Genomic DNA, 21,216 nt, shown 5'->3' with positions numbered 1-21,216 from the left:
TATGGCAAAGGTTCGATAGATGATCGTTCGACTTAGATTTCTTGGCTGCTTACTTCTGGTTTTGGCAGGGGCCCACTCGTTGCTAGCCCAGACGCTCGAATCAGAGCTTCAAGCCGTTCCGGTGACGGAGTTGATTGAGAAGTCGAAGCAACTCGGTGACGCAGCTCGCGGAGCGATCCTTTTTTTTCAACCTCAGATGGCCTGCCAACAATGCCACGAGCCTGTCTCAAGCGAGGGGGCGAGGCTTGGACCTGATCTCACGAGTTTAGGACGCGATGTGACGGACGAAGCGCTGCTCGAATCGGTTCTTTGGCCGTCGAAAGTCATTCGAAAGGGATTCGAAACCGTATCGGTACGGACCGTCGATGAGGAAATCTTTGATGCCCTCATCATCGCATCCAACGACCATGACATTACTTTGCAAGAACTCGCAAAGCGTGGTTCCGTGCGGAAACTGGAGCGCGACGATGTGGAGGAAATGAAGATACGCAGCACCTCCATCATGCCATCGGGGCAAATCAGTGCTCTCGCAAGCCGCCAACAATTTTACGATTTGATTCGGTATCTGATGGAAATACGAGATGGCGGTGCAGGGCGCGCGGCAGAGTTGCGTCCGAGCCAATCCAGTTTGACCGTCTCCATTCCTGACTACGAAAGGGATCTGGATCACCGTGCGTTGATTCTCGGTTGGGACGACGATGCGTTTCTACGTGGAGAGAAAATCTACCAACGAGTTTGTGCTAACTGTCACGGGACGCTGGAACAGCCGGGGTCTCTTCCTACCTCGCTGCGTTTTGCAGAAGGTCCATTCAAAAATGGAAGCGACCCATATTCGATGTACCGTACGCTTACGTACGGATACGGAATGATGATGGCACAAACGTGGATGGTACCATCGCAGAAATATGACGTGATCCACTACATCCGTCAGCATTATCTTCGCCAGCACAATCCAACGCAGTGGACTGCAGTGGATGGCGCGTATCTGTCCACGTTGCCCGAGGGGAGCTCGAAGGGGCCAGCACCTAGTAAAATCGAACCTTGGTCTTCGATGGATTACGGAGCGAGCTTGGCTCATACTTTCGAAATCCCCAGTCCCCAAAAGAACTTTGCATACAAAGGCGTCGCGGTTCGCCTGGATGCTGGAGCAGGTGGGATTGCCCGCGGACAACATTGGATGGTCTTTGATACCGACACACTTCGAATGGCCGCCTCGTGGAGTCGCCCATTGTCGCTAAACGACGCCTCGCAAAGCGTCGATTCGGCCTTCATCGATTGGCGTGGTATCCAATTCAACGGAGAGCATGGCATCCATCCCAGCTTGGTCGGAAGGGTTGGATTCGCCAATCCCCAGGCACCCGGATGGGCAAACCCTGCCAATGGGTCCTTTGAGGACAGGGTGCGAGTCGAAGGAAGAGACGGCAAACGTTATGGTTCATTGCCGCGGTCTTGGGGACAATACCGAGGCCTTTACCAGCATGGTCAGCGCATCGTCTTTTCCTATTCGATCGGCAGCACCGATGTTCTAGAGTCACCGTGGGTGGCACCACCCAGCAGCCTTGCATCCCACCCTTACTCGGTTAGGTTGTTCCATATCGGACCTCGTGATCACGACATGGAATTGCAAGTCGCCGAGCATGCGACCTCCGAGGTGGAGCTGGAGGTTATGCAGATCGAAGGGGCAACGATTGCATTGCTCGGTCAAGATCGTACGGCAAAATCTGAGGAGCCCATCCTCGCCACCATCTGGCCGCCTACTCCTCAAGCGGCTTGGCACCGTCGCGGGCGAAATCTCACACTCAAAATCTCCTCCGGCAGAGAACCGATCAACTTTGCTTTATGGCAACCGTTGGATACCGGTACGAAGCCCGACACGTTGGCAGTTGCGGCAAGTAGTAACACGTTGTCTCCAGAAGATGTTGACTTGCAGAGGCTGACGCGCGGTGGTCCAGCGAGATGGGGGCAGGCGTTCAAGACGCCGATCCAAACGGTATCGGACACTGGCCCCTTTGCCGTCGATCATCTCGTTGCACCGGAGTCGAATCCCTGGCTGGCGCAGATGCGTTTTACCGGATTGGATTTTTTTTCCGACGGCGGTCTCGCCCTGTGCACTTGGGACGGCGATGTGTGGAAGGTCCAGCGCTCGTCCGATTCGGAGTCGGAAGCTTGGTCCTGGCGGAGGATTGCCACGGGGATGTTCCAACCCTTGGGTTTAAAGATCATTTCGGACCGGATCTATATAACCTGTCGCGACCAACTCGCCGTTCTTCATGACTTAAACGGAGATGCCGAAATCGACTTCTATGAGTGTTTGAACAACGATCATCAAGTCACCGAGCACTTCCATGAGTTTGCGATGGGGTTGCAAGTCGATGGGGAAGGGAATTTCTATTATGCAAAGTCGGGATGCCACGGTAAGGCCGCGGTGGTGCCTCACCACGGAACGTTGCTGCGAGTCGAACGCGATGGCTCGAAGACAACGATCCTTGCAAACGGGTTTCGCGCGGCCAATGGAGTTTGTTTGAACCCGGATGGATCGTTTTTCGTTACCGATCAAGAAGGATTTTGGAATCCCAAGAATCGAATCAATTGGGTTACCCTTTCGGAAACAAGCAAACCCAAATTCTACGGCAACATGCTGGGGTACCACGACATCACCGATCCTTCCGATTCCGCGATGGAGCCACCCCTTTGCTGGATCACCAACACGTTTGATCGATCTCCAGCGGAGTTGCTTTGGGTGGACAGTCCAAGTTGGGGTAAGCTGAATGGACGCTTGCTCAACCTTTCCTATGGCTACGGGAAGGTTTTTCTTGTCCCTCATGAACAAGTGGGTGAGAAGATGCAGGGAGGGATGATTGAGTTGCCGATTCCGCCTTTCCCAACGGGGGTTATGCGAGGACGGTTTCATCCCAAAGACGGTCATCTGTATCTATGTGGCATGTTCGCTTGGGCGGGCAATGCCACCGCCCCAGGAGGTCTATATCGCATTCGTGCAACCGATCAACCGGTGCATCTCCCGGTTGAGTTGCATGCGTTTCGGCGCGGTGTTCAACTTCGATTCGCCGAACCATTGGACGAAACTTCGGTGCATCCAGAGGTTTTCTCTGTCAAGACTTGGTCGTTGGAACGCACAGCGAAGTACGGTTCGAAACATTTGGATGAAAAGACTCTTCAGGTCACCGCAGCGAAACTATCCGCAGACGGGACTGTCGTCGATTTGGAGATCGATGGTCTCAAGCCAACTTGGGGGATGGAGATTCAGTATTCCCTGAAGGCTTTACGAGGCGAACTGGTCAACGGTAGGTTGCACAACACGATCCATACCCTTCGTGACTGAAGTTTTATTTTTGCAGCGGCCAATGGGCATTGACGTTTTCAGGCGATCATTCGTAGAACGGGGGATATCGATCGCAGTTCCTCCTGATATGGAAACGTAGTTCAACATGAAAGTCCTACTCGCCATCGACGGTTCGCCTAGCAGTTGTGCCGCGATCCAAGAACTTTACCGTATTCCGCTCGCTCCGAAGAGTGAAGTGCGCGTCATTATTGTCGACGCTCCTCTCGACGACGGATTGTTCCGTTCCAAGTCGCTGGGTGCTTACGATGATCTCATTCGGCAGCAGCGTGCGGAAGTGATGCAAAAGCTTCAGGATGCGACCCAGTTGGTGAAAGCGCATCCTTCCAAGGTGAACGTTACAAGCGCCTTGCTCGAGGGACACGTGAAAGAAACGATTGTCGATGAAGCCAGTCGATACGGAGCGAACTTGATCGTCGTGGGCTCCCACGGTTACGGCCCTATCCATCGATTTTTTTTGGGATCGGTGTCTCAGTATGTGGCTCACAATGCTCCTTGCTCGGTGTTGATCGTGAAGACCAGCAAATTGTCGCCAGACTAAGGACTGTGCGGTGTTTGTAGCCATCCTTTTATTTTTAGTCGGGCTCGTGGTACTCGTCTTTGGAGCAGAGCTCGTCGTTCGCGGTGCGTCGAAAGTTGCTGCTTTCCTCAAAGTTACTCCGATGGTGATCGGCCTGACGATCGTGTCGGTGGGGACCAGCGCTCCGGAGTTAGCGGTTGGAACGATTGCAGGTTTACAAGGAAATGGAGGGCTGGCGGTCGGCAATATCGCAGGAACCAATGTTCTCAACTTGCTTTTTATTATGGGGCTTAGCGCCGCCATCTACCCCTTGCTGCTCCATGGCCAGGTCTTTCAACTGGAACTCCCCGCGATCGTATTTTCGGCAGGCCTCATGACAACCCTTGCTTGGGATGGCGTCTTGTCGTTTTGGGACGGACTGCTGATGCTTTCGTTTGGAGTGGCTTACACCGTTTCATTGATTCTCGTTACACGCAGGGCGTCACGAGCCTCGCAAGCGGACTTCAATGAAGAATACAGCGTTGACGAGGTTCCCAAGATCGCACGGAAACGCCAGGGGTTTTGGTACTTTTCGGTGCTTGTTGTGGGAATCATTCTCACTGTGGCAGGAGCGGAGGTGCTGGTGCGAGGTGCTGTCGAGTTGGCGACGATTTTTGGCGTTTCGACTACAACCATCGGGCTCACCATCGTCGCGATGGGGACGTCGGCTCCGGAGTTGGTGACCACGATTCTCTCCACGATCAAGGGGGATAGGGATGTCGCCGTGGGGAACTTGATCGGCAGCAGTATCTACAACATCCTCATCATCCTGAGCATCCCCTGCATGCTCGCGCCCGGAGGACTGCCGGTTGAACGCTCTCTCCTTTGGTTCGATATTCCGTTAATGGCGGCGGTCGCGATCGGCGCAGTCCCGATCTTTGTGACAGGTCGGCGTATTTCTCGATGGGAAGGCGCGTTGGGAGTCGCTATCTACCTGGCCTATCTCTATTGGCTCATCAACGTACGCAAATAGCCGTTGCGATTCCCTTTCTTCGCCAGGGCCCAGGGTGAAACGGTAAGGAGATTGAGGAAGCGTGCCCCGCGAAGAAAGTGAGATCGCACGGGGGATTCTTGCAAAACAAAATCTCAATGTGGCTCCGAGTTAATGCGGAATAGCCGCCTTTGTGTGCGCGTTAAGTCCGATCGGGGCGCTTCCTTGATGGGACTGTAGCAAGTGGCATTTGGTGCGGGAAATAAGATTGTTGACGATGGATTTGCATCCGGTTAGTGTTCGGAGAAGCGAGCATTCTCTCTGCGATACCTCTCTATCGTATTCGGCTCGCCATGGAATCTTATTGACCTCGATCTGATGGAAGGTTTTGTTATGAAGTCCACGAGACGTGTGGGATTTACCTTGGTGGAGCTCTTGGTTGTCATCGCGATTATTGGCATTTTGGTGGGTCTGTTGCTACCTGCCGTCCAAGCGGCGCGGGAAGCGGCGAGACGGATGCAATGCTCAAACAATCTCAAGCAGCTGGGGCTTGCGATGCACAATTACCATTCCGCATTCAACAAGCTGCCGTTTTCGGCATCCCCACAACTGGGGGCTGTAGGGACTAGACAGCGCGGGGTGTCTTGGATTGTCCGTATCATGCCTTACATCGAGCAAAACAACGTTTACAGCGGGCTCGAGTTCGTAGGAGATTTCACGATGCAGGATGGCCCTACCCCTGTGACCAACTTCAATTTACTCAACAACCTTCGAGTACCAGGATTGGAATGTCCGTCGAGTCCTCTTCCCAAAACACAGAATTACACCACGCATTCGAACGGTTCGGTCACTCTGCAGATGATCAACTATGTTGGTATCGCAGGTTCCTACTGGCGAGGAGGATCAACCACTGTGGCGTCGACCGATCCACAGACGAACATCTACGGGATCGCTGTTCACAACGGCATGCTTACTCCGATCGGTACAAACAGTCGTGCGGCTAGTTTTGCGAGTGCATCGGATGGAACGAGTAATACGATGATGATCGGTGAGCAAAGCGATTACTTTTACGACGCGAACCTAAACAAGATCGATCGCCGAAGCTGCGGTTGGAGAGGTGGCGCTTGGGGGAACGGGGCAGGAGCTGGCAACTGGACCCAAAACGTAACCACCGTTCGATACCCAATCGGCACGTTTGGCGGCTCAGGGAACAGCAATCCTTATGACGTCAACGTTGCGCTCACGGGTGCCCATACCGGTGGTCTCAATGTCGCACTGGCGGATGGATCGATTCAATTCCTATCCGAAACAATCGAGTTCGCGGTTCAAACTGCATTGGCAGATCGTGGTGACGGCACTCCGATCGGAGAGTTGTAAGACGTAACGATTCTTATGCTGCATGTTTAAGGCAGATGGTGGCAACGCACCATCTGCCGTCACTCGATTTGCCGTTACTCGAATTGGAATATTTCTTGATATGAATCAGACCGCGCTAAGAATGTCACCTTCTCTTTTTGCTGTTGGGTGTTTCGCGTTGTTCACATGGATCGCAGGTTGCAACTCCAACTCTGCCATGAGTTTGGTCACGGGGAAAGTGACCATGGATGGGAAACCCTATGCGAACGCGCAAGTTCGATTTGTTCCTGAGACGGGGCGTCCGTCGATAGGGTTGACCAACGAAGAAGGGGTTTACCGTCTGGTCTACATTCGAGATACATTGGGGGCAGCCCCAGGTTCTTACAAAGTGGATATTACCACGGTTCACCAATCCACTTCCGATGCCGACGGAGGTAAGGAACCTCCTGAGAAGATTCCTCCCAAATACAACACCCGGACGGAATTAACGAAGACCGTCGAGCCGGGAGAGAACGTGATCGATTTCGAGCTGCAAAGCAAGTAATCGAACCCTTTAGTCGCCATCCAAGTTGGAGGGATCGTCCAGTTGTGGCGGTCTACCAGGGGTTGGGAGTTCCTGCCGACGATTCTCTTCGGCAGGAACGGGGGCTCGAGGCAGGAGCGTGTTGGCATCTGCGAGAACGAGGGCTGCAATTGCGGAGACGGTGGAGTTCTTCGTTAAGTACTCTGGTACGGCTTGATCCATTCTATCGTTCTGCGTATGCCAAGCGTGACGATAAACGGCTGTCCCCGATTTGCCCCAGAAGAAACCTGGTACGCCAACCGCATTGAAAGGGCTGTGGTCGCTAGCACCTCCGCGAGGCATTCGGGGGGCGACATTCAGTTTGATGGGTGCATGGGGAAACGCGAAGTTCATCGGTAGGATCGCTTCTCTGAGCATCGCGGCCATCGGTTCGACGCACGTCAACGAGGCTTGCTGATTGGTGCCACTGTCATCGACAAACACCGCTGAAATCCGCTTACGCTCTACCTCTGTCAATTGTTGTACGTATGCCTTCGAGCCGAGCAGTCCCTGCTCCTCTCCGGACCAAAGGATGAATCGGATGGTCCTCTTGGGTTTCGCACCGATCGCAGTCAGGATACGAGCCGCTTCGATGGTCACAGCGGACCCTGTTCCATTGTCGACTGTTCCTTGGGATCCCGGTCCGTCCCAGCTATCGAGATGTGCGGAGATGATGACAATTTCTTCCGGCATGGTCGATCCTGGAATCTCGGCGACGGTGTTGTAAACCGGGAAGGGGCCTTCGACGAGGGTATGTTTCAAGTCAAATTCGACGACAATTTTTTCTCCATCCATGATTCGGCTGTTGATCGCATCGTAGTCCGATCGGCGAATGGTTACTGTCGGGATCGGGGGTATGTCCGCCATCTTTAGCTGGGTTACTCCCTTAACGCCGCCTGTATTGACGATCTCTGCAGTCGCGGTGGAAATAAATCCTGCGATACCTGCATGGTTCAATCGATCCACAACGATTGAAGGTTTGGCTCCTGCCGGGCGCAATATCCATGCTCCCTCCAGACGGTCTGCGACCGAATCAAGCTCTTCCGGGGACTGTGGTTCGCGGACGACCGGACCTTGTTTCGGACCTTCTGTTCCTACCGACCAAGCCTTTGCAGTGAACTCCATTTCCCTGACAACGGGCGTGACGATTCTTCCTTTGCATTCACCTCGATCGAAGCGAACAGGAATCTCGCCCCATGGCTTTAGTGCAACATTTTGTAATCCGAAGGCTCGAAACCGATCTGCAGCCCAATGGCAAGCACGTTCCAAACGGGTAGAACCCGTTAACCGAGGTCCTATTTCTTCACAGAGATAGCGAAGATGTGCCATGGTTTGATTGCGGTTCTTCCCTTCGTCTATCAGTCGAAGCAACGTCTCCTGGGTTCGAGACGCGGGATCGAAATCCGCTGGCGTCGCGACATTTTGCCCTTCGGCCTCCCGTTTCGTGATGTCTTGTGCGGATGCCGAAAAGACCGGGGCGGTGATGCCGAGAGTGGCAATGCCACACAATAACCTTTTGTAGGCAAGGATACGCATTTCTAACTGGCCTCGTAGACAGAAGAATAATTGCCAAGCTCCATGCTCCGCCTGCATGGAACGACGAATAAAGAACACGCCATGCGATTATGGATGGGTGCGCGCCGCCCCGCAAATCAAACCTAGAGGGAGGTGGAGATATTCAAGCAGATAGGATGCTTGCTCCTGTGGCATCGCTGAACGAATCCGTTTCGATCCCAATGCGTTGTGTTAGTTCGAGAAGTAGATTAGACAGAGGTGGGCTCTTTTCGGATTCGAAATGGACATGGCGATTGTGACGAAGTCCCAGTTTGCTTCCTCCTGCGACTAGCAATGGTAGATTCTTGGGCGAATGGTCCCCTCCCTCCCCGCTATTCATCCCCGATCCAAAAACTACGATCGTGCGATCGAGCATCGAGCCATCGGACTCTCGGGTCTGTCGCAAAAACCCCAAAAATCGCTTGAGCCTCTCCAGATGAAAGCGATCGATCGTCGCAAGCTTCTCTAGCATGCCCGCGTCGCCGCCATGATGCGACAGCTCGTGATGGTTTTCCCCGCCGCCGCCGAATCCGCCGGCCTCGCGCGACCATTCGAACGAAATCACTCGCGTCGAGTCCGTAATGAAGGAAAGGTAGGCTAGCTCGAGCATGACATCGATCCACATCGGTCGGTCGTGCGCATTGTGGGGTTGCATGGCGAGTTGCAAGAGGGGTGGATCCACGGAAGGTTTCGGACGATCGATCCAGCTCTCGAGTCGCTCGATTCGTTGTTCGGTACTACGAACGCTTCCCATGTATTCATCCAGCTTTCTCTGATCTTCCTTCCCAATTCGCCGAGCTAGTCTCTTCGATTCTTCAAGGACATTGTCCAGAACCGATCGTCGTTCCGCATACCGACGTAGCGTAGCCTCCCGGTCGCCCGCGGACTCCGGAACAAAAAGCCTCTCGAAGATTCGCTTCGGGGAATCCTCTGCGGGAAGGGGGGTTCCATTGCGATCGAACGAAAGGGTATGGGAATGGCCTGCGGAACCGGTTCCGGATTGATCCGACCATTGCTGGGAAGCGAAACGAGTTTCGGTCCCCAAACTCTCTGCAATCAGCTGGTCCACCGAAAGGGAGTTGGCATAGTCCTTTCCCGGAACCGAACGAAGGTCCGCGCCCGTAAGCCAAGTGTCTGCACCGCTATGGCCACCGGTGCAGCGAGGGTGCCCCAATCCCGATACCACCGTAAAGTCGTCGCGGATCTCCTCCAAGACCTTGAGGGTCGGCGACAAGGTGTAATTCGGACCGACCTCTTTCGGTTGCCATTGGAGGATGTTGACGCCATTGGGAACATAACAGAACACCACACGTGGCTGCACGATCGTCGATTCCGCACGAGGCCGAAACTTGGACTCGGCGGCCAACGCGGACGAAATCTCCCAAGGGGACATCGCGTCCAGAAACGGCAATGCCAACGCGACGCCAGCTCCTCGCAGAATGTGCCTTCGATTCAAACGCTTCATCTCTCACTCCTGATTTGTGGATCTCGTATGTTCATGCTAGTTCACACATCCCCATCCTGCTTGAAAGTCACACTGCGGCTGCGACTCACGGGGCATGAAACGTGCTAGAGCTAGTTACAGCGAGGATCAACTCCTTAAGCGTCGATCCGTTTCCCTTCGTCTCGGAAATAATCTCTCTGACAGTCGGTTCATCTGCGATGGTCAGCTCGCGTCCTACTGCATAGGTCAACAGTTTCCCTGCCAAACAATTCAAGAACTTATCTTCTTGCTTGCGAATAGCCTTCTTCAGTTCGACGGGCCCCTGGATGAGAGTCCCGTCGGGGAGTTTGGCGGACGCGTCGATGATCGGATCCTCTTTCTCAATGCGTCCCTTGTATCCAAAGCCTTCTTGCTTTCGATATTGGCCAGAAGCATTGAAGTTCTCGAGGGCTAGTCCAAGGGGGTCGATCTTGTCGTGACACCGAGCGCACTGGGGTAGCTCCCGATGGATCTCCAATCGATCGCGAACAGTCGCTTTGTCGATACCAGGCACCTTTGGGGCAATGTCTCCAGCATTGGCAACGGGAAGGCCAGGGTCTGTTCCTAGGATATTCTTGAGCACCCAAGTCCCTCGCTTGACCGGAGAAGTCCGAGTGCCATTCGATGTGATCGAGAGCATTGCGGTCTGAGTCAGAATCCCTCCGCGAGGACTCTCTTTCGGCAAGGCTACTTGCTGGAACGCGTCGCCGCGAATTCCTTCGATTTCGTAGAATCGGGCTAAGCGTTCGTTGATGACTAAATAGTCTGGGTCAATGAAGTCGAGCACGCTTTTTTCGTCCCGCAGAATTGTACGGAAAAGAGCTCGACCTTCCTCGATCATCGAAATTTCGAGATGGCGATCGTAGTGGGGATACAAGTCTGGTGCCGGAGGATTCGCACCGACTTCACGAAGTCCCAGCCATTGGTCTGTGAAGTTTCGCACCAGTTCCTCGGACTTAGGATCTGCAAGCATTCGCTCGACTTGATGACGCAATAGGGGGCCAGGTTTCAATTCCCCTCGCGCCGCAGCATCCAACAACGCTTGATCGGGACAAGAAGACCACAGAAAGTAGGACAAACGGGATGCCAACGCGTACGCAGAAAGTCTCTCTGTTTCCGACTCCTCGGCCAGGAACAAAAAGTTGGGCGAAACCAAAACCGCAGAGAGGGCATTGCGTAACGCTCCGATGTCCGACATTCCCTCCTTCTTCGACGCTTCGAATGTTGCTTTGTAGGGGGCAACGTCTTGTTCCGTCACCGGGCGTCGGAATGCTCGAGTCGTGAAGGTCTCGATTGCCGTCATCGCTTGCTTTCGATCGATCGGTCCCGTCGAGCTATTCGTGCCTTCATGTGGGAGCAGGAGACTTTGGTGAGAAGGTGGTGGCCAACTGGGAACCAAGGGACCCTCGATTTCGAGCCAATCGACGAACAACTCGGGACGCGCGAACGCATCATTGCCCTGCATCCAGAAATTCTCAAGGACCTTGGGGATCGAGTATGCGTACTCGATCGTTAGGCCAGCCTTCTGTGTCGTGAATTCGACAGGTATCTCGTAAGTGTGGGGATTGGAACGAGGGTGCGAGACATCGAACTCGGCAATCGTGCGAGGCTGACCTCCTAACTCTTGGATCAATTTCAATCGAGGTGGCCCGTACCTGTACATGGCGTCGGAGGCGAAGTGTTGGAGATCTCGATCCAATTGTTGCCGATGCCATTTCTCCCGATCGGGAGTTTTCGTCATTTGATCGTCGAACCTTTTTTGAAGGATCTCGCGGGCGGAGCGGACGACTTCATCGCGATCGGGAATGCGCCCGGCAGCCCGAATACGGACCCGATACGATCCCGGTTCCTTCATGGCGAAATCGCGAACATTGAGCTTCTTGTCCCAAGACTCGTGATGCAACACCTTAAACCCCTCCACGACTGGATTCTTGCCCCCGTTGACAATGGGGCGCTGGCCATCGACTTGAACGCGGTGGGAGTCGGAGTCTCCAGCGTCGATTTCAAATCGCCAACGGATCGTTGAGGGGGGGGAGCCTTCTACGAGGGCTTTTTGCATCACCTGCTTTGCGGTATCCAAGTAGAGTTCGAGCTGCGTAGGACTGAATGTGAGCGCGGCACCCACGTTGTCAAATCCACTCGCCAGCGGATCTTGGGGGAAGCCGGAAATGTCGGGTTCCACACCGGTCAAATCTCGCACCGAGTTTCGGTACTCGTTGCGATTAAGTCGCCGCATGACGACTCGATTCTCGCGAAGCTCTCTCTCCGCAGCTACCAGTTGAGCCGTGATCCAATCCACGACCCCCGAAACCATGTCCGTCGGAGGTTGGGGCTCATCCTCAGGGGGCATTTCGTGACTGTTCAAGACATTCACAATCTCTCCCCAACGCGCGCGCGTACCGAGCGAACTAAAATCTCCCGTTAACGAAGCATCCAATCGGAACTCGCTCGCGTCAGCTCCATCGCGATGGCACTCGATGCAATAAGTTCCAAAGAGCGATTGGACTTGTGTGGGGACTTTGCCCACCTCGTCGCCATAGCTGCTGAGGGTACCTGCAAAGCAAAAAAGGCAGAGCGCGAGAAAGGGTGAGAAGAAGTACGGCATAGTTGCTCGAGTTGGGGGATTGTTCGGGAGCCCCGATAAGGAGAGAGTGCTATGCTATAGCCGTGCACAGCCTGGGGTGACTCCTCGGTGGATTCCCCTTCGTTCCTCTCCCGTCATTGAAATGGCAGCTCGTATCCTTCCATGAGATCCTCAGTATACCTAAGCTCGCAGTTTCGCGTTCCGTACTCATCGGTTCTCCAGTCGCTCCTTTGCGGTATTGCTTTGTGCATAGGGTGGGTCGTGACACCCCAACTTTCTTCGGCAGCGGCGCGTCCCAATGTGATTGTCTTGCTGATCGACGACATGGGGTGGGCGGATCTATCCTGTTTCGGAGGCAAACGGCCTGAGACCCAGAACATAGATCGTCTCGCAAAAGAGGGGCTGAGATTCACTCAGTTTTATGTGAACTCCCCCATTTGCTCCCCGTCTCGTGTGGCATTAGCAACCGGGCAATATCCTCATCGCTGGCGGATAACGTCCTATCTGAACAATCGCAAAAGCAATGAGGAACGCGGGGTGGCGCAGTGGCTGGATCCGGCCGCTCCGATGCTTGCCCGCGAGCTACAGCGAAGCGGTTATGCAACTGGGCATTTTGGAAAGTGGCATATGGGAGGGCAGAGGGATGTCGACGATGCCCCTTCGATCGCAACCTACGGGTTCGACCGTAGCCTTACAAACTTCGAAGGAATGGGGCCTAAGCTTTTGCCCCTTACCCTGAGACCGGAGTGGACGGAACCCAAACGCATTTGGGAAGATGCAGAACGATTGGGTGCGCCGGTGACGTGGATGCAGCGATCAGAAATTACCGGTGGATTCGTCAAGAATGCGATCCAATTCATCGATGAGGCCGTTGCGGCCGAGAAACCTTTCTACATCAATCTATGGCCTGACGATGTTCATTCACCCTTCTTTCCTCCTTTGGCCAAATGGGGCAATAACAAGCGAGCGCTCTACCGGAGCGTGCTGGACTCTATGGACGAGCAGCTTGGGGTTCTGTTCGATCACATCCGTGACGACGCCTCTCTTCGCAACAATACCTTGATCCTATTATGCTCGGACAATGGTCCAGAGTTCGGTGCCGGGAATTGCGAGCCATTCCGCGGGGCCAAGACATGGCTTTATGAAGGGGGCGTACGGTCGCCGCTGGTGGTATGGGGGCCTAGCTACTTGGACGCGAATGCCACAGGGACGACAAACGATCAGTCTGTCCTGTGCGCACTGGATCTCAATCGATCTCTCTACACGCTGTGCGATGTCTCGTTGCCTTCGGGTATCGCATTGGATGGAGAAGACCTATCGCGCACCTTGCTCGGGAAAGAACGAGGGACTAGGCAAGCACCCATCTTCTGGCGACGTCCTCCCGATCGCCCTGGATTTGGGGCCGGTTTTCAAGAAGACAATCCCGACCTGTCGGTCCGCCACGGCAAGTGGAAGTATTACGTCAACTATGACGGTTCGGATCCCCAGCTCTATGACTTGGAAATGGATGTCTCGGAAAAGGCGAATCGAGCCGAGAGCGAGCCTTCCGTCGTTCGTGAATTGCATCGCCAGGTGATGCAGTGGAATGCATCCATGCCTCAAGACGCTGGGAACCCTGGCTCGTAGATGTCGCCGACGGCAATGACGGCTATTTTTCTGGAATCAAAAACTTGCCGACGAATCGGATGATGGCGCCAATCAGAGCGCCGGCGATTCCGAACAAGCCGATGAGCGCTCCCAGGATGATGAGTTGATTGGGGAGTTCCGTCCAAGGCCTTGTTCCGTTCAAGAATTCAGAGGCTCGGGCTCCACCAAACGCCAAGAGGGGAGCCACGGAACAAGCGACTGCACCTAACGTCGCGGATCTACGCAGCGTCCGTCGCCTTCCCACTCGGATAGAATCAGCGGGTGAGACATTTGCCTGATAGGGGTTCAAGTCCCTTGGTTGCACCAGAGTCTCTTTTGGGTTTGTGGAATCGCTCATCCTGGTGTCCTGGACATGACCAAGCTCCCGTTGTTTTCATCTGCCTTGCTGTAGCGCATGGGAAGTTTTAGCTTGAAGGTACTCCCGAACCCGACTTGGCTCGAAACCCCAATATCTCCGCCGAGCAAGGTGCAGAGTTCCCGAACGATGGATAGGCCCAACCCTGTGCCGGAATGCTCTCGCGTCAATCCGTCTTGACCCGTCACGCGTTTGGCTTGGCGAAACTTCTCGAAAATGATTTCGTGGTCCTCGATCGCAATTCCGACGCCGGTATCGGCCACGGAAATAAGGACATCTTGATCCCCCTTTGTTTCGCAATGCACCGTAATCAGTCCACCCTCGGGCGTGAACTTGATCGCGTTGGAGAGAAGGTTGGTCAAGATCTGTTGCACTTTCCCCTGATCCTGCGAGATAGGGATCGAATCGCGACTGGAGTCGACTCGCAAATCGATGTTTTTGTCTTCTGCCATTTTGCGAATGAGATCGCATTGACTGTGAATGATGGCGAGAAGGTCAAAGTCCGTCACGCGGACCTGCATTTTTCCTGCTTCGACTTTCGCTAAATCCAGGATGTCGTTGATCATCTCAAGAAGATTGCGACCGCTGTTCTGAATATTGGAGACATAGCGACGCTGCTTTTCGGTAAGGGTTTCAAAACCTTGCAATACATCGCTGAAACCGAGGATGCTATTGAGCGGCGTTCGCAATTCGTGGCTCATATTGGCCAAGAATTCTCCCTTGAGGCGATTCGCTTCAAACAACTCCAAATTGATGCGCGCCAATTCGTCGACTTGCGCGTTCATTTTGGTGTTGAGCGACTGCAGTTCGCTTTGGGTGTTGGTCAAGTGTCGAAGCATGGCATTGAACGACTCCGATAGTTCATGGAACTCGTCGTCCGTGTCCAATTCAAATCGAAGAGCCGTGTCACCTGCCGTGATTTGTTCGCTAACACCTTTCATGTAGCTGAGAGGGCGAATCACCAATCGTTTGATAATCCAGTGAACGAAGACGAGGGAAAGCGCCAGAGTGCAAATGGCGATGGAGATCAAAATGGAATAACTCCATAGACTCCAGACTTGCGTTTCGCTGTAAGGGATCATCACCCGATAGACGCGAAAGGGATTGACGGACTGAGATGCGAGAATGCTCCCCGCGTTGCTCTGCTCGACATGGCATTCGCGACATGTGTCATTAAAAATCACGGGGTAATAGTAGTAATAGAATCCTTCGTAGGGGCCAGCCTCTTCAAAGACGACGGAGCTGGTTGGGGGAGCGATCGCATTCTGGGCAGTGGCGGGAGGATTGCCCGCGGAATTGAGAGTGCTTTTTTGTTCCGCCGCGAGCGCGTCGCGCTCCGCGAGCTTGGCATGGATTTTATTCAAGCGCGTCAGATCACTCCCTGTCGCCAGTTTCGCTGTTAGCAGTTCGTGCTCTAGTTGATCGTCAACACGAAACAACACGCAGTCGTAATCCAATTTGACTTGGGAATCGTCCATCATCGATTCGATTTCTCGTCTCAAATCGCGAATGGGGGTCGGCGTATTGTCCGGATTGGAGGAGGGGGCTTCTGGTGCCCCCTCGGAATAAAGATCGGGTGATTTGGATGACTTCGCGATCGTCTCGGAGAAACTCGTGATGTGCTTCCAGCCCATGTGTGTGATGGCCGCATCGCGAGCCGACTGCCTCGCGGTCTGCATCACAAGCTGCTGAGCCAGGACGTGCACGGCGTAAAAAGCCAACAGCAATGAGACCAACAACGCGATGCCTAAAAAGAAAAGGCTTTTGCGTTCGAGCGACCAGCTGCCAAAGACCCACTTGATAACCGCGCTGATCATTCGACTGAAAATGGTGGAAAGGCTGAATCGTCCGTAAAGAGGGATTTTACAACGTCCTCCCTTCCGAAATCAGCCCATTCGGCTAATTCTTTGCAGATTGAAAGCAGGTTCGAGCCGACCAACTTCCTTACGCATTCGAAACAGTTTCCCCAGGCCGCATATTTTCTTGCTGCAGGGTTTTCGGAGATGTACGATGAGGTTCTTCCTGAGAAGAAGAGCGATTCGTTCGCGCAGTGACTGTTTCGATTTTCAAGTTCGCTAACGAGGAGTTTGGTTTCGATGTCCAAGCCGTTTACATATTGGATTCGACTTGCATTGGTCGCGACGTTGTGCACCATCACCACTTTCACCCCTGCGCTAGCGGGGCGATGGATCGGTCGACTTCTGCACCGTGATTGCAAACCCGTTTGCTGTCCAACTCCCGCTTGTGGGGAAATTGCCGTCCCCCCCTGCGAATCCTCACCATGCGATTGCCCTCCTGGATGCGTCGCTCCTGCGTCTCCCTGCGATGCACTCCCTGCCGCAACAGTACCTGCTGAGCCGTCGGTAGCGCCATCGGCTCCGGCTGCTCCGGAGGCTCCTGTAGCACCCCCCAAGGCAGAGGTGCCACCCGCAGTTACTCCGGCCCTTCCGATCGAGCCAAGCCAACCGGCTCCTGTCGCACCATCGGTTGTACCATCAGTCGTTAAACCTGCTGAACCGGCGGCAGAAACTCCTCCCGTAGTGGAGACCCCAAAAGCTGAAGCTCCCGCAGAAGTCCCAAAGATTGCGGAACCAGAGGTTGCACCTGGACCCGTTCAACCCAACCTAACTCCCCCTGTGGAGCAATCAGCACCCGCCGAGCCTTCGCCGACTGCAGAGCCCCCTGCGCTGCAACCCAAGGTCGATGAGCCCAAGGTCGACGAGCCGAAATTAGAAGAGCCCAAGTTAGAGGAACCGAAGCTAGAAGTACCGGAGCCAGAACCTGCACCGGTGCTCCCCTCCGTCGAGCCTCCTGCCGCCGAGTTGACACCCGCGGAAAAACCTGAGTTGCCGAAAGCGGAGGGAGAAAAGCCAGCGGACCCACTCGGCGACATTTTTGGTGAGCCGGCAAAACCCGCTGCGGAAGTTCCCAAAATCGAAGCCCCCAAGGTAGAAGAGCCCAAATCGGACGCATCCAAACCAGTGGATCCGCTTGGCGATATTTTCGGTGAACCGGCGAAGCCTGTCGAGGAGCCAAAGAAACCAGAATCCGCCAAGCCTGCCGACCCTTTGGGCGATATCTTCGGCGATCCAGCTCCTGCGGAAGCGAAGCCCGCCGAATCGAAGCCAACGGATGCAAAACCATCCGATGCGCCGAGCAAATCAGAGGGAGCAAAACCCGCAGCAGAACCCTCGCTCGACGACATCTTTGGCAAGCCGATCAGTCAAGAATCTTCAACCGCAGCCGATCCGCTGTTCGACAGCCTCTTTGGAACAAAAGAGAGCAAGCCGGTGGAGGCAACACCGGCTTCGGAATCGCCTGCTGCTCCGGCCCAAGAATGGAATCGTCCTGAGCCGACGCCGCCTGCGCCCCCTGCAAAGGGGAAAGACGATCTCGACAAGCTCTTCGGTATCGGTAGTTTCACTCCCCCGCCCCAATTCCAAGGTGCGGAGTACAAAACATGGGTCGACAACACCGGTACCTACACCGTGAACGGCCGACTCAGCATGATCTACAGCGACAAAGTCAAGATCCTCAAAGAGAACGGCAAAACGACAACCGTTTCGCTCAGTCGTTTGAGCGATCGCGATTTTGCGTACGTGCAGTGGGTCGCTTCCAGTCTCACCGCAGATTCGGCAGCGAAGCTGGTGAAGAAAAACGCCGAGCCCTCCTCAGTCGATAACGTTCGCTAGGAATACACCTGGAGGCGATAGGTCCTAGATCTTATCTCTCGTAGCGATCCCTTGCGTGGATGGCTACGAGCTAGATTGGGCTGGGAGGCTGAGCATTCTATAGAGATGGTTATTTGCCATTGCGTTTGTCTAACTGCTTTGCCTTCGCCAATCGCAATTGCGCTTCGGCCACGGATCGACTTGCTGAGGCGACCGCTTTTCGACTGGAGTTGACCTTCCTTTCTGCTTCCATCGCTTCCTTCTGTCGTTCGACGATGGACTTACGAAGTTTGGAAACAGCGGGATCTTGAGCGATTCGGTCAGGATCAATTTGCTTGCGCAATGCCGCGAGTTCCCCCAACGCAGCATCAAGCTCCTTCTGAAGGATGGCACATTTGGGATCGGCCGCGACGGCAGCCATCTCCATCTCGGAGGGCCGGGCTATCCTTGCTGATAGCGAATCCATTTTCGATTGTCGTTCGCTGTCGCTACCTTCCGATTGCTCCAACAACGCATCGCGCTCTACTTTGGCACTCTGGGCATCGACGCTAGCCTTCTGCCAACGCTCTTCCTTCCGCAGCGCGTCGCGAACGGGTTGACTTTCGTGATCGAGCTGCTCTCGCAAGGTATCCGTTCGTTGGTAGACGTCAGGCAATCCGATATCCTTCCCTAGCTTTTTCTCTGCCTCTGATTCCGCTTTGCGAAGGTCTTTTTTGGCCTCGATCAGTAGATCCTGGCGAGCGATCCATCCCTTTACCGTATCTCGAAGTGAACGTTGGGTGTCGGTCCATTTCTTTTTGGACGCAGCGAGTTCTTGCTCCGCCTCGCGAACTTTTTGGTTCTGCCGCTGCTCTTGCCTCTGTTTCGTTTGTGCCATAGCGAGAGGAACTGGGACACAGAGGGAGAATGCCAGCAGCATGGCTACCCGTTTAAAAATGCGTTGCATCGCTCTTAAATTCCTTTGCAATCGGCCGCCAAGGGATTGTGGGCGTTTTGACACATTGTAGGTGTTCCTCGCGAATCTTGTGGACGCCATGAAAAGGATCATCGCGCCCTCGTGTATCTCCAATGGATTGCTCTGCGTCTGTCCACAAATGCATTAGTGGAGCTGGAGAAGAAGAACGTCTGGCGCTCCGTAATGGGTAGGGATCGTGCAAGTTTGGTGCTTGCTGGTTAGGTCGCGACGAGCACAAGCCTCGAGGCCACGGTGTAGGCGATCGCTGCGAGCGTTGCTCCACAGGGGACGGTGCAGATCCATGCCATAGCGATCTCTACCATTTTTCGCCGATGCAGCCGGTTGTTTGCTACACCGATGCCAGCCAAGGAGCCAACGCTTACGTGCGTCGTGCTGACGGGAAGGCTATGGTAGCTTGCGCTGATAACAAGACACGCGGTGGTGAGACTGGCGACAAGCCCATCGTTTACTTCCATGGCGGTCAACTTTTTACCAAGCGTCTCCGCGACATTCTTGGAATCCAACAAACCACCTGCCGCCATGGCGACTGACACAAGCAGAATTGCGACAATCGGGGAGAAATCTGGGAGCAACATGAATAGAGCTGCCATCTTCGGTGCGTCGTTCATTCCTCTCGCGAAGCTTGCAGCGCCCGCGCTCAGGAAATGAAGACGATTGTTCCAACGCGAGGGAAGCGTCGTTAGGGAGCCGGTCCTCGCGAGAATGCGGCACGCAAGGTACCCCATCGCCATCGCCATAATGGGACTGAACAGCAGTGGGATTAAGAAACTCCAAGCCAACGGTCCCCACGCCACATCAGCCGGTGCCGCAGCGAGCCCAGCCCCGGCTAACGCCCCTACGAGCGCGTGGGTCGTCGAAACGGGAAACCCAATGCGTGTCGCTAGAAAGCTTGTGACTGCCCCTCCCAACGCAACGGCCAAAGCGAAGACAGGTGAAGCAACCAACTCGTTGGGTACGACGCCTTTGCCGCTGAATTGAGCGAGCAGTCCTCGCGCGAAGAAGGCAGCGGCAATGCACCCCAGCCAAGTCGTCATCGTACCCCAGAGCAACGCAGTGCGCCGCGTTGTCAGTCCACTCCCATAAAGGGAAGCGACCCCTTTGAAGTTCGCATTGGCGCCATTCGTGAATGCAACAAACAGTACAGCCGCGACCAACGAGCCCGTCAACATTTATTTGGCTTTCGGAACGACTGATCGCGATTCACTTCGTTCTGCAGGAAGCTCCTTGCGGCTCGCATATTCCTTCCAAGAACCTTCGTAAAGTCGCACTTTGGGATACGCTGCGACGTAGCGAAGGTAAAAGCGAAGCAGACTACCTTCGCGAGACGTACCGCAATAAACGATGATGTTCTTGTCCGGTGTTAAACCTGCCTCCGAGAGTTGGTTCTGCACCGAAGCCAAGGATCGAAAGCGATGTGTATTCGCGTCGTCCATCAGGCGAGCCCAGTGGAAAGAAACCGCGCCCGGAATGTGTCCTTTCCGAACCCATATATCATCGTTGCCCAAATATTCGTTTTTGGGGCGTGCGTCGACGAGAATGGTATTGGGATCCTCTTTCGCCTTCAACAACTCCGTGAGCGAAACACCAATCGTTTCGTTCGGCTTGGAATCCAAAACGCTGATGGAGTTTCCGAAATACTCCTGCGTGGTCGGTAGTTTTTCGCTTTTCCAACCGGCCAGTCCTCCGTCGACGATTCGGATATCTTCGATGCCGAACTTTTCAAGGACGTAGGCAACCATGGTCGCACTCAGTATTTCGTCGTTCGGTAAACGGTCCCCTGTGGCATAAAGAATGTGTGTTCTTCCGGGCTGAACGCCAGCGCGCTGCAGCAGGGAACGGGTCAAGTCATCGGGCAAGTACTGAACCGGTACTCCTTGATCCGTACCACGCAGTGTATCGAAGTTGAGGTGATGAGCGCGGGGCAAGTGACCGCGGAAGTAGTCTTTGTATCCCCCGCGTGTATCGATCACGATTGGTTTGTTGTCGTCGTTCGACTCCACAATGATGCGATGGGCTTCTGTCGGGGGGATGACCTTAATCTCGGCGAATGAATAAGATCCCCACAAGAGGAACACCAAATGGGATAGGAGGCCAATGCATTTGCGCATGACGAATTCCGCCGTTGAGGAGAATTGTGGGGACGAAAGGAAAGGAGCAACGCCGGTGGCAAAATGCTCGAA

The 21,216-nt window shown here is 54.4% G+C and carries 15 protein-coding genes; 7 read left to right on the top strand and 8 right to left on the bottom strand.

Annotated elements, in window-relative coordinates; genetic code table 11:
- The first annotated feature begins 19 nt into the window (after positions 1–19).
- From VN12_RS04635 to VN12_RS04615, 5 genes are all read left to right on the top strand, one after another.
- Complete coding sequence (locus VN12_RS04635) at positions 20–3,340, top strand: DUF6797 domain-containing protein (protein ID WP_146675727.1); 3,321 nt, start codon at positions 20–22, stop codon at positions 3,338–3,340.
- 106 nt (positions 3,341–3,446) lie between these two features.
- Positions 3,447–3,899 (top strand): universal stress protein, encoded by a 453-nt coding sequence (locus VN12_RS04630; protein ID WP_146675726.1) that lies wholly within the window; start codon positions 3,447–3,449, stop codon positions 3,897–3,899.
- 10 nt (positions 3,900–3,909) lie between these two features.
- Entirely contained in the window at positions 3,910–4,890 is a 981-nt protein-coding gene (locus tag VN12_RS04625; protein WP_146675725.1) for a calcium/sodium antiporter, read from the top strand.
- A gap of 351 nt (positions 4,891–5,241) precedes the next feature.
- Positions 5,242–6,225 (top strand): DUF1559 domain-containing protein, encoded by a 984-nt coding sequence (locus VN12_RS04620; RefSeq protein WP_168164221.1) that lies wholly within the window; start codon positions 5,242–5,244, stop codon positions 6,223–6,225.
- 22 nt (positions 6,226–6,247) lie between these two features.
- Complete coding sequence (locus tag VN12_RS04615; protein ID WP_168164220.1) at positions 6,248–6,748, top strand: hypothetical protein; 501 nt, start codon at positions 6,248–6,250, stop codon at positions 6,746–6,748.
- A 9-nt stretch (positions 6,749–6,757) separates the two neighbouring features.
- Here the strand turns inward: VN12_RS04615 and VN12_RS04610 are convergent, their stop codons facing one another.
- The 3 genes from VN12_RS04610 to VN12_RS04600 all read right to left on the bottom strand — a co-directional run bounded on the left by VN12_RS04610 (position 6,758) and on the right by VN12_RS04600 (position 12,408).
- On the bottom strand, positions 6,758–8,302 hold the full coding sequence (locus VN12_RS04610) for a M20/M25/M40 family metallo-hydrolase (RefSeq protein WP_168164219.1): 1,545 nt from the start codon (positions 8,300–8,302) through the stop codon (positions 6,758–6,760).
- A gap of 142 nt (positions 8,303–8,444) precedes the next feature.
- Entirely contained in the window at positions 8,445–9,785 is a 1,341-nt protein-coding gene (locus VN12_RS04605) for a DUF1552 domain-containing protein (protein ID WP_146675721.1), read from the bottom strand.
- Between the two features lie 85 nt (positions 9,786–9,870).
- Entirely contained in the window at positions 9,871–12,408 is a 2,538-nt protein-coding gene (locus tag VN12_RS04600) for a DUF1592 domain-containing protein (protein ID WP_146675720.1), read from the bottom strand.
- 141 nt (positions 12,409–12,549) lie between these two features.
- Here VN12_RS04600 and VN12_RS04595 point away from each other — a divergent pair, with 141 nt between their 5' ends.
- Complete coding sequence (locus VN12_RS04595; RefSeq protein ID WP_146675719.1) at positions 12,550–14,013, top strand: sulfatase-like hydrolase/transferase; 1,464 nt, start codon at positions 12,550–12,552, stop codon at positions 14,011–14,013.
- A 22-nt stretch (positions 14,014–14,035) separates the two neighbouring features.
- On the opposite strand, the gene VN12_RS04590 is transcribed toward VN12_RS04595, so the two are convergent.
- Both VN12_RS04590 and VN12_RS04585 read right to left on the bottom strand, forming a co-directional pair.
- Positions 14,036–14,371 (bottom strand): hypothetical protein, encoded by a 336-nt coding sequence (locus VN12_RS04590; protein WP_146675718.1) that lies wholly within the window; start codon positions 14,369–14,371, stop codon positions 14,036–14,038.
- Positions 14,368–16,206 (bottom strand): sensor histidine kinase, encoded by a 1,839-nt coding sequence (locus tag VN12_RS04585; RefSeq protein WP_146675717.1) that lies wholly within the window; start codon positions 16,204–16,206, stop codon positions 14,368–14,370. The genes VN12_RS04590 and VN12_RS04585 overlap by 4 nt, the downstream gene beginning before the upstream one ends.
- A gap of 279 nt (positions 16,207–16,485) precedes the next feature.
- On the opposite strand from VN12_RS04585, the gene VN12_RS04580 reads away from it, so the two are divergent.
- Positions 16,486–18,081: an SHD1 domain-containing protein gene (locus VN12_RS04580; protein WP_146675716.1), complete on the top strand. Its 1,596-nt coding sequence runs from the start codon at positions 16,486–16,488 to the stop codon at positions 18,079–18,081.
- 109 nt (positions 18,082–18,190) lie between these two features.
- Here the strand turns inward: VN12_RS04580 and VN12_RS04575 are convergent, their stop codons facing one another.
- The 3 genes from VN12_RS04575 to VN12_RS04565 form a co-directional block, all read right to left on the bottom strand.
- Positions 18,191–19,006 (bottom strand): hypothetical protein, encoded by an 816-nt coding sequence (locus VN12_RS04575; RefSeq protein ID WP_146675715.1) that lies wholly within the window; start codon positions 19,004–19,006, stop codon positions 18,191–18,193.
- 227 nt (positions 19,007–19,233) lie between these two features.
- The gene (locus VN12_RS04570) at positions 19,234–20,205 is read right to left on the bottom strand and encodes an inorganic phosphate transporter (protein ID WP_146675714.1); all 972 of its coding nucleotides are present in this window, start codon (positions 20,203–20,205) and stop codon (positions 19,234–19,236) included.
- The gene (locus tag VN12_RS04565) at positions 20,206–21,144 is read right to left on the bottom strand and encodes a sulfurtransferase (RefSeq protein ID WP_146675713.1); all 939 of its coding nucleotides are present in this window, start codon (positions 21,142–21,144) and stop codon (positions 20,206–20,208) included.
- Positions 21,145–21,216: the final 72 nt, after the last annotated feature.

This window comes from Pirellula sp. SH-Sr6A (assembly GCF_001610875.1).
In the GTDB taxonomy this organism is placed as follows: Bacteria; Planctomycetota; Planctomycetia; order Pirellulales; family Pirellulaceae; genus JBKCUI01.
The sequence above is the reverse complement of the archived record's forward strand: the minus strand, read 5'-3'. Positions and strand labels throughout refer to the sequence as shown.

Excerpts from the sequence above, each read along its gene's own strand:
- VN12_RS04635 (WP_146675727.1), top strand. The coding sequence starts at position 20 with ATGATCGTTCGACTTAGATTTCTTGGCTGCTTACTTCTGGTTTTGGCA.
- VN12_RS04630 (WP_146675726.1), top strand. The coding sequence starts at position 3,447 with ATGAAAGTCCTACTCGCCATCGACGGTTCGCCTAGCAGTTGTGCCGCG.
- VN12_RS04620 (WP_168164221.1), top strand. The coding sequence starts at position 5,242 with ATGAAGTCCACGAGACGTGTGGGATTTACCTTGGTGGAGCTCTTGGTT.
- VN12_RS04615 (WP_168164220.1), top strand. The coding sequence starts at position 6,248 with ATGTTTAAGGCAGATGGTGGCAACGCACCATCTGCCGTCACTCGATTT.
- VN12_RS04610 (WP_168164219.1), bottom strand. The coding sequence starts at position 8,302 with ATGCGTATCCTTGCCTACAAAAGGTTATTGTGTGGCATTGCCACTCTC.
- VN12_RS04605 (WP_146675721.1), bottom strand. The coding sequence starts at position 9,785 with ATGAAGCGTTTGAATCGAAGGCACATTCTGCGAGGAGCTGGCGTCGCG.
- VN12_RS04600 (WP_146675720.1), bottom strand. The coding sequence starts at position 12,408 with ATGCCGTACTTCTTCTCACCCTTTCTCGCGCTCTGCCTTTTTTGCTTT.
- VN12_RS04595 (WP_146675719.1), top strand. The coding sequence starts at position 12,550 with ATGAGATCCTCAGTATACCTAAGCTCGCAGTTTCGCGTTCCGTACTCA.
- VN12_RS04590 (WP_146675718.1), bottom strand. The coding sequence starts at position 14,371 with ATGAGCGATTCCACAAACCCAAAAGAGACTCTGGTGCAACCAAGGGAC.
- VN12_RS04585 (WP_146675717.1), bottom strand. The coding sequence starts at position 16,206 with ATGATCAGCGCGGTTATCAAGTGGGTCTTTGGCAGCTGGTCGCTCGAA.
- VN12_RS04580 (WP_146675716.1), top strand. The coding sequence starts at position 16,486 with ATGTCCAAGCCGTTTACATATTGGATTCGACTTGCATTGGTCGCGACG.
- VN12_RS04575 (WP_146675715.1), bottom strand. The coding sequence starts at position 19,006 with ATGCAACGCATTTTTAAACGGGTAGCCATGCTGCTGGCATTCTCCCTC.
- VN12_RS04570 (WP_146675714.1), bottom strand. The coding sequence starts at position 20,205 with ATGTTGACGGGCTCGTTGGTCGCGGCTGTACTGTTTGTTGCATTCACG.
- VN12_RS04565 (WP_146675713.1), bottom strand. The coding sequence starts at position 21,144 with ATGCGCAAATGCATTGGCCTCCTATCCCATTTGGTGTTCCTCTTGTGG.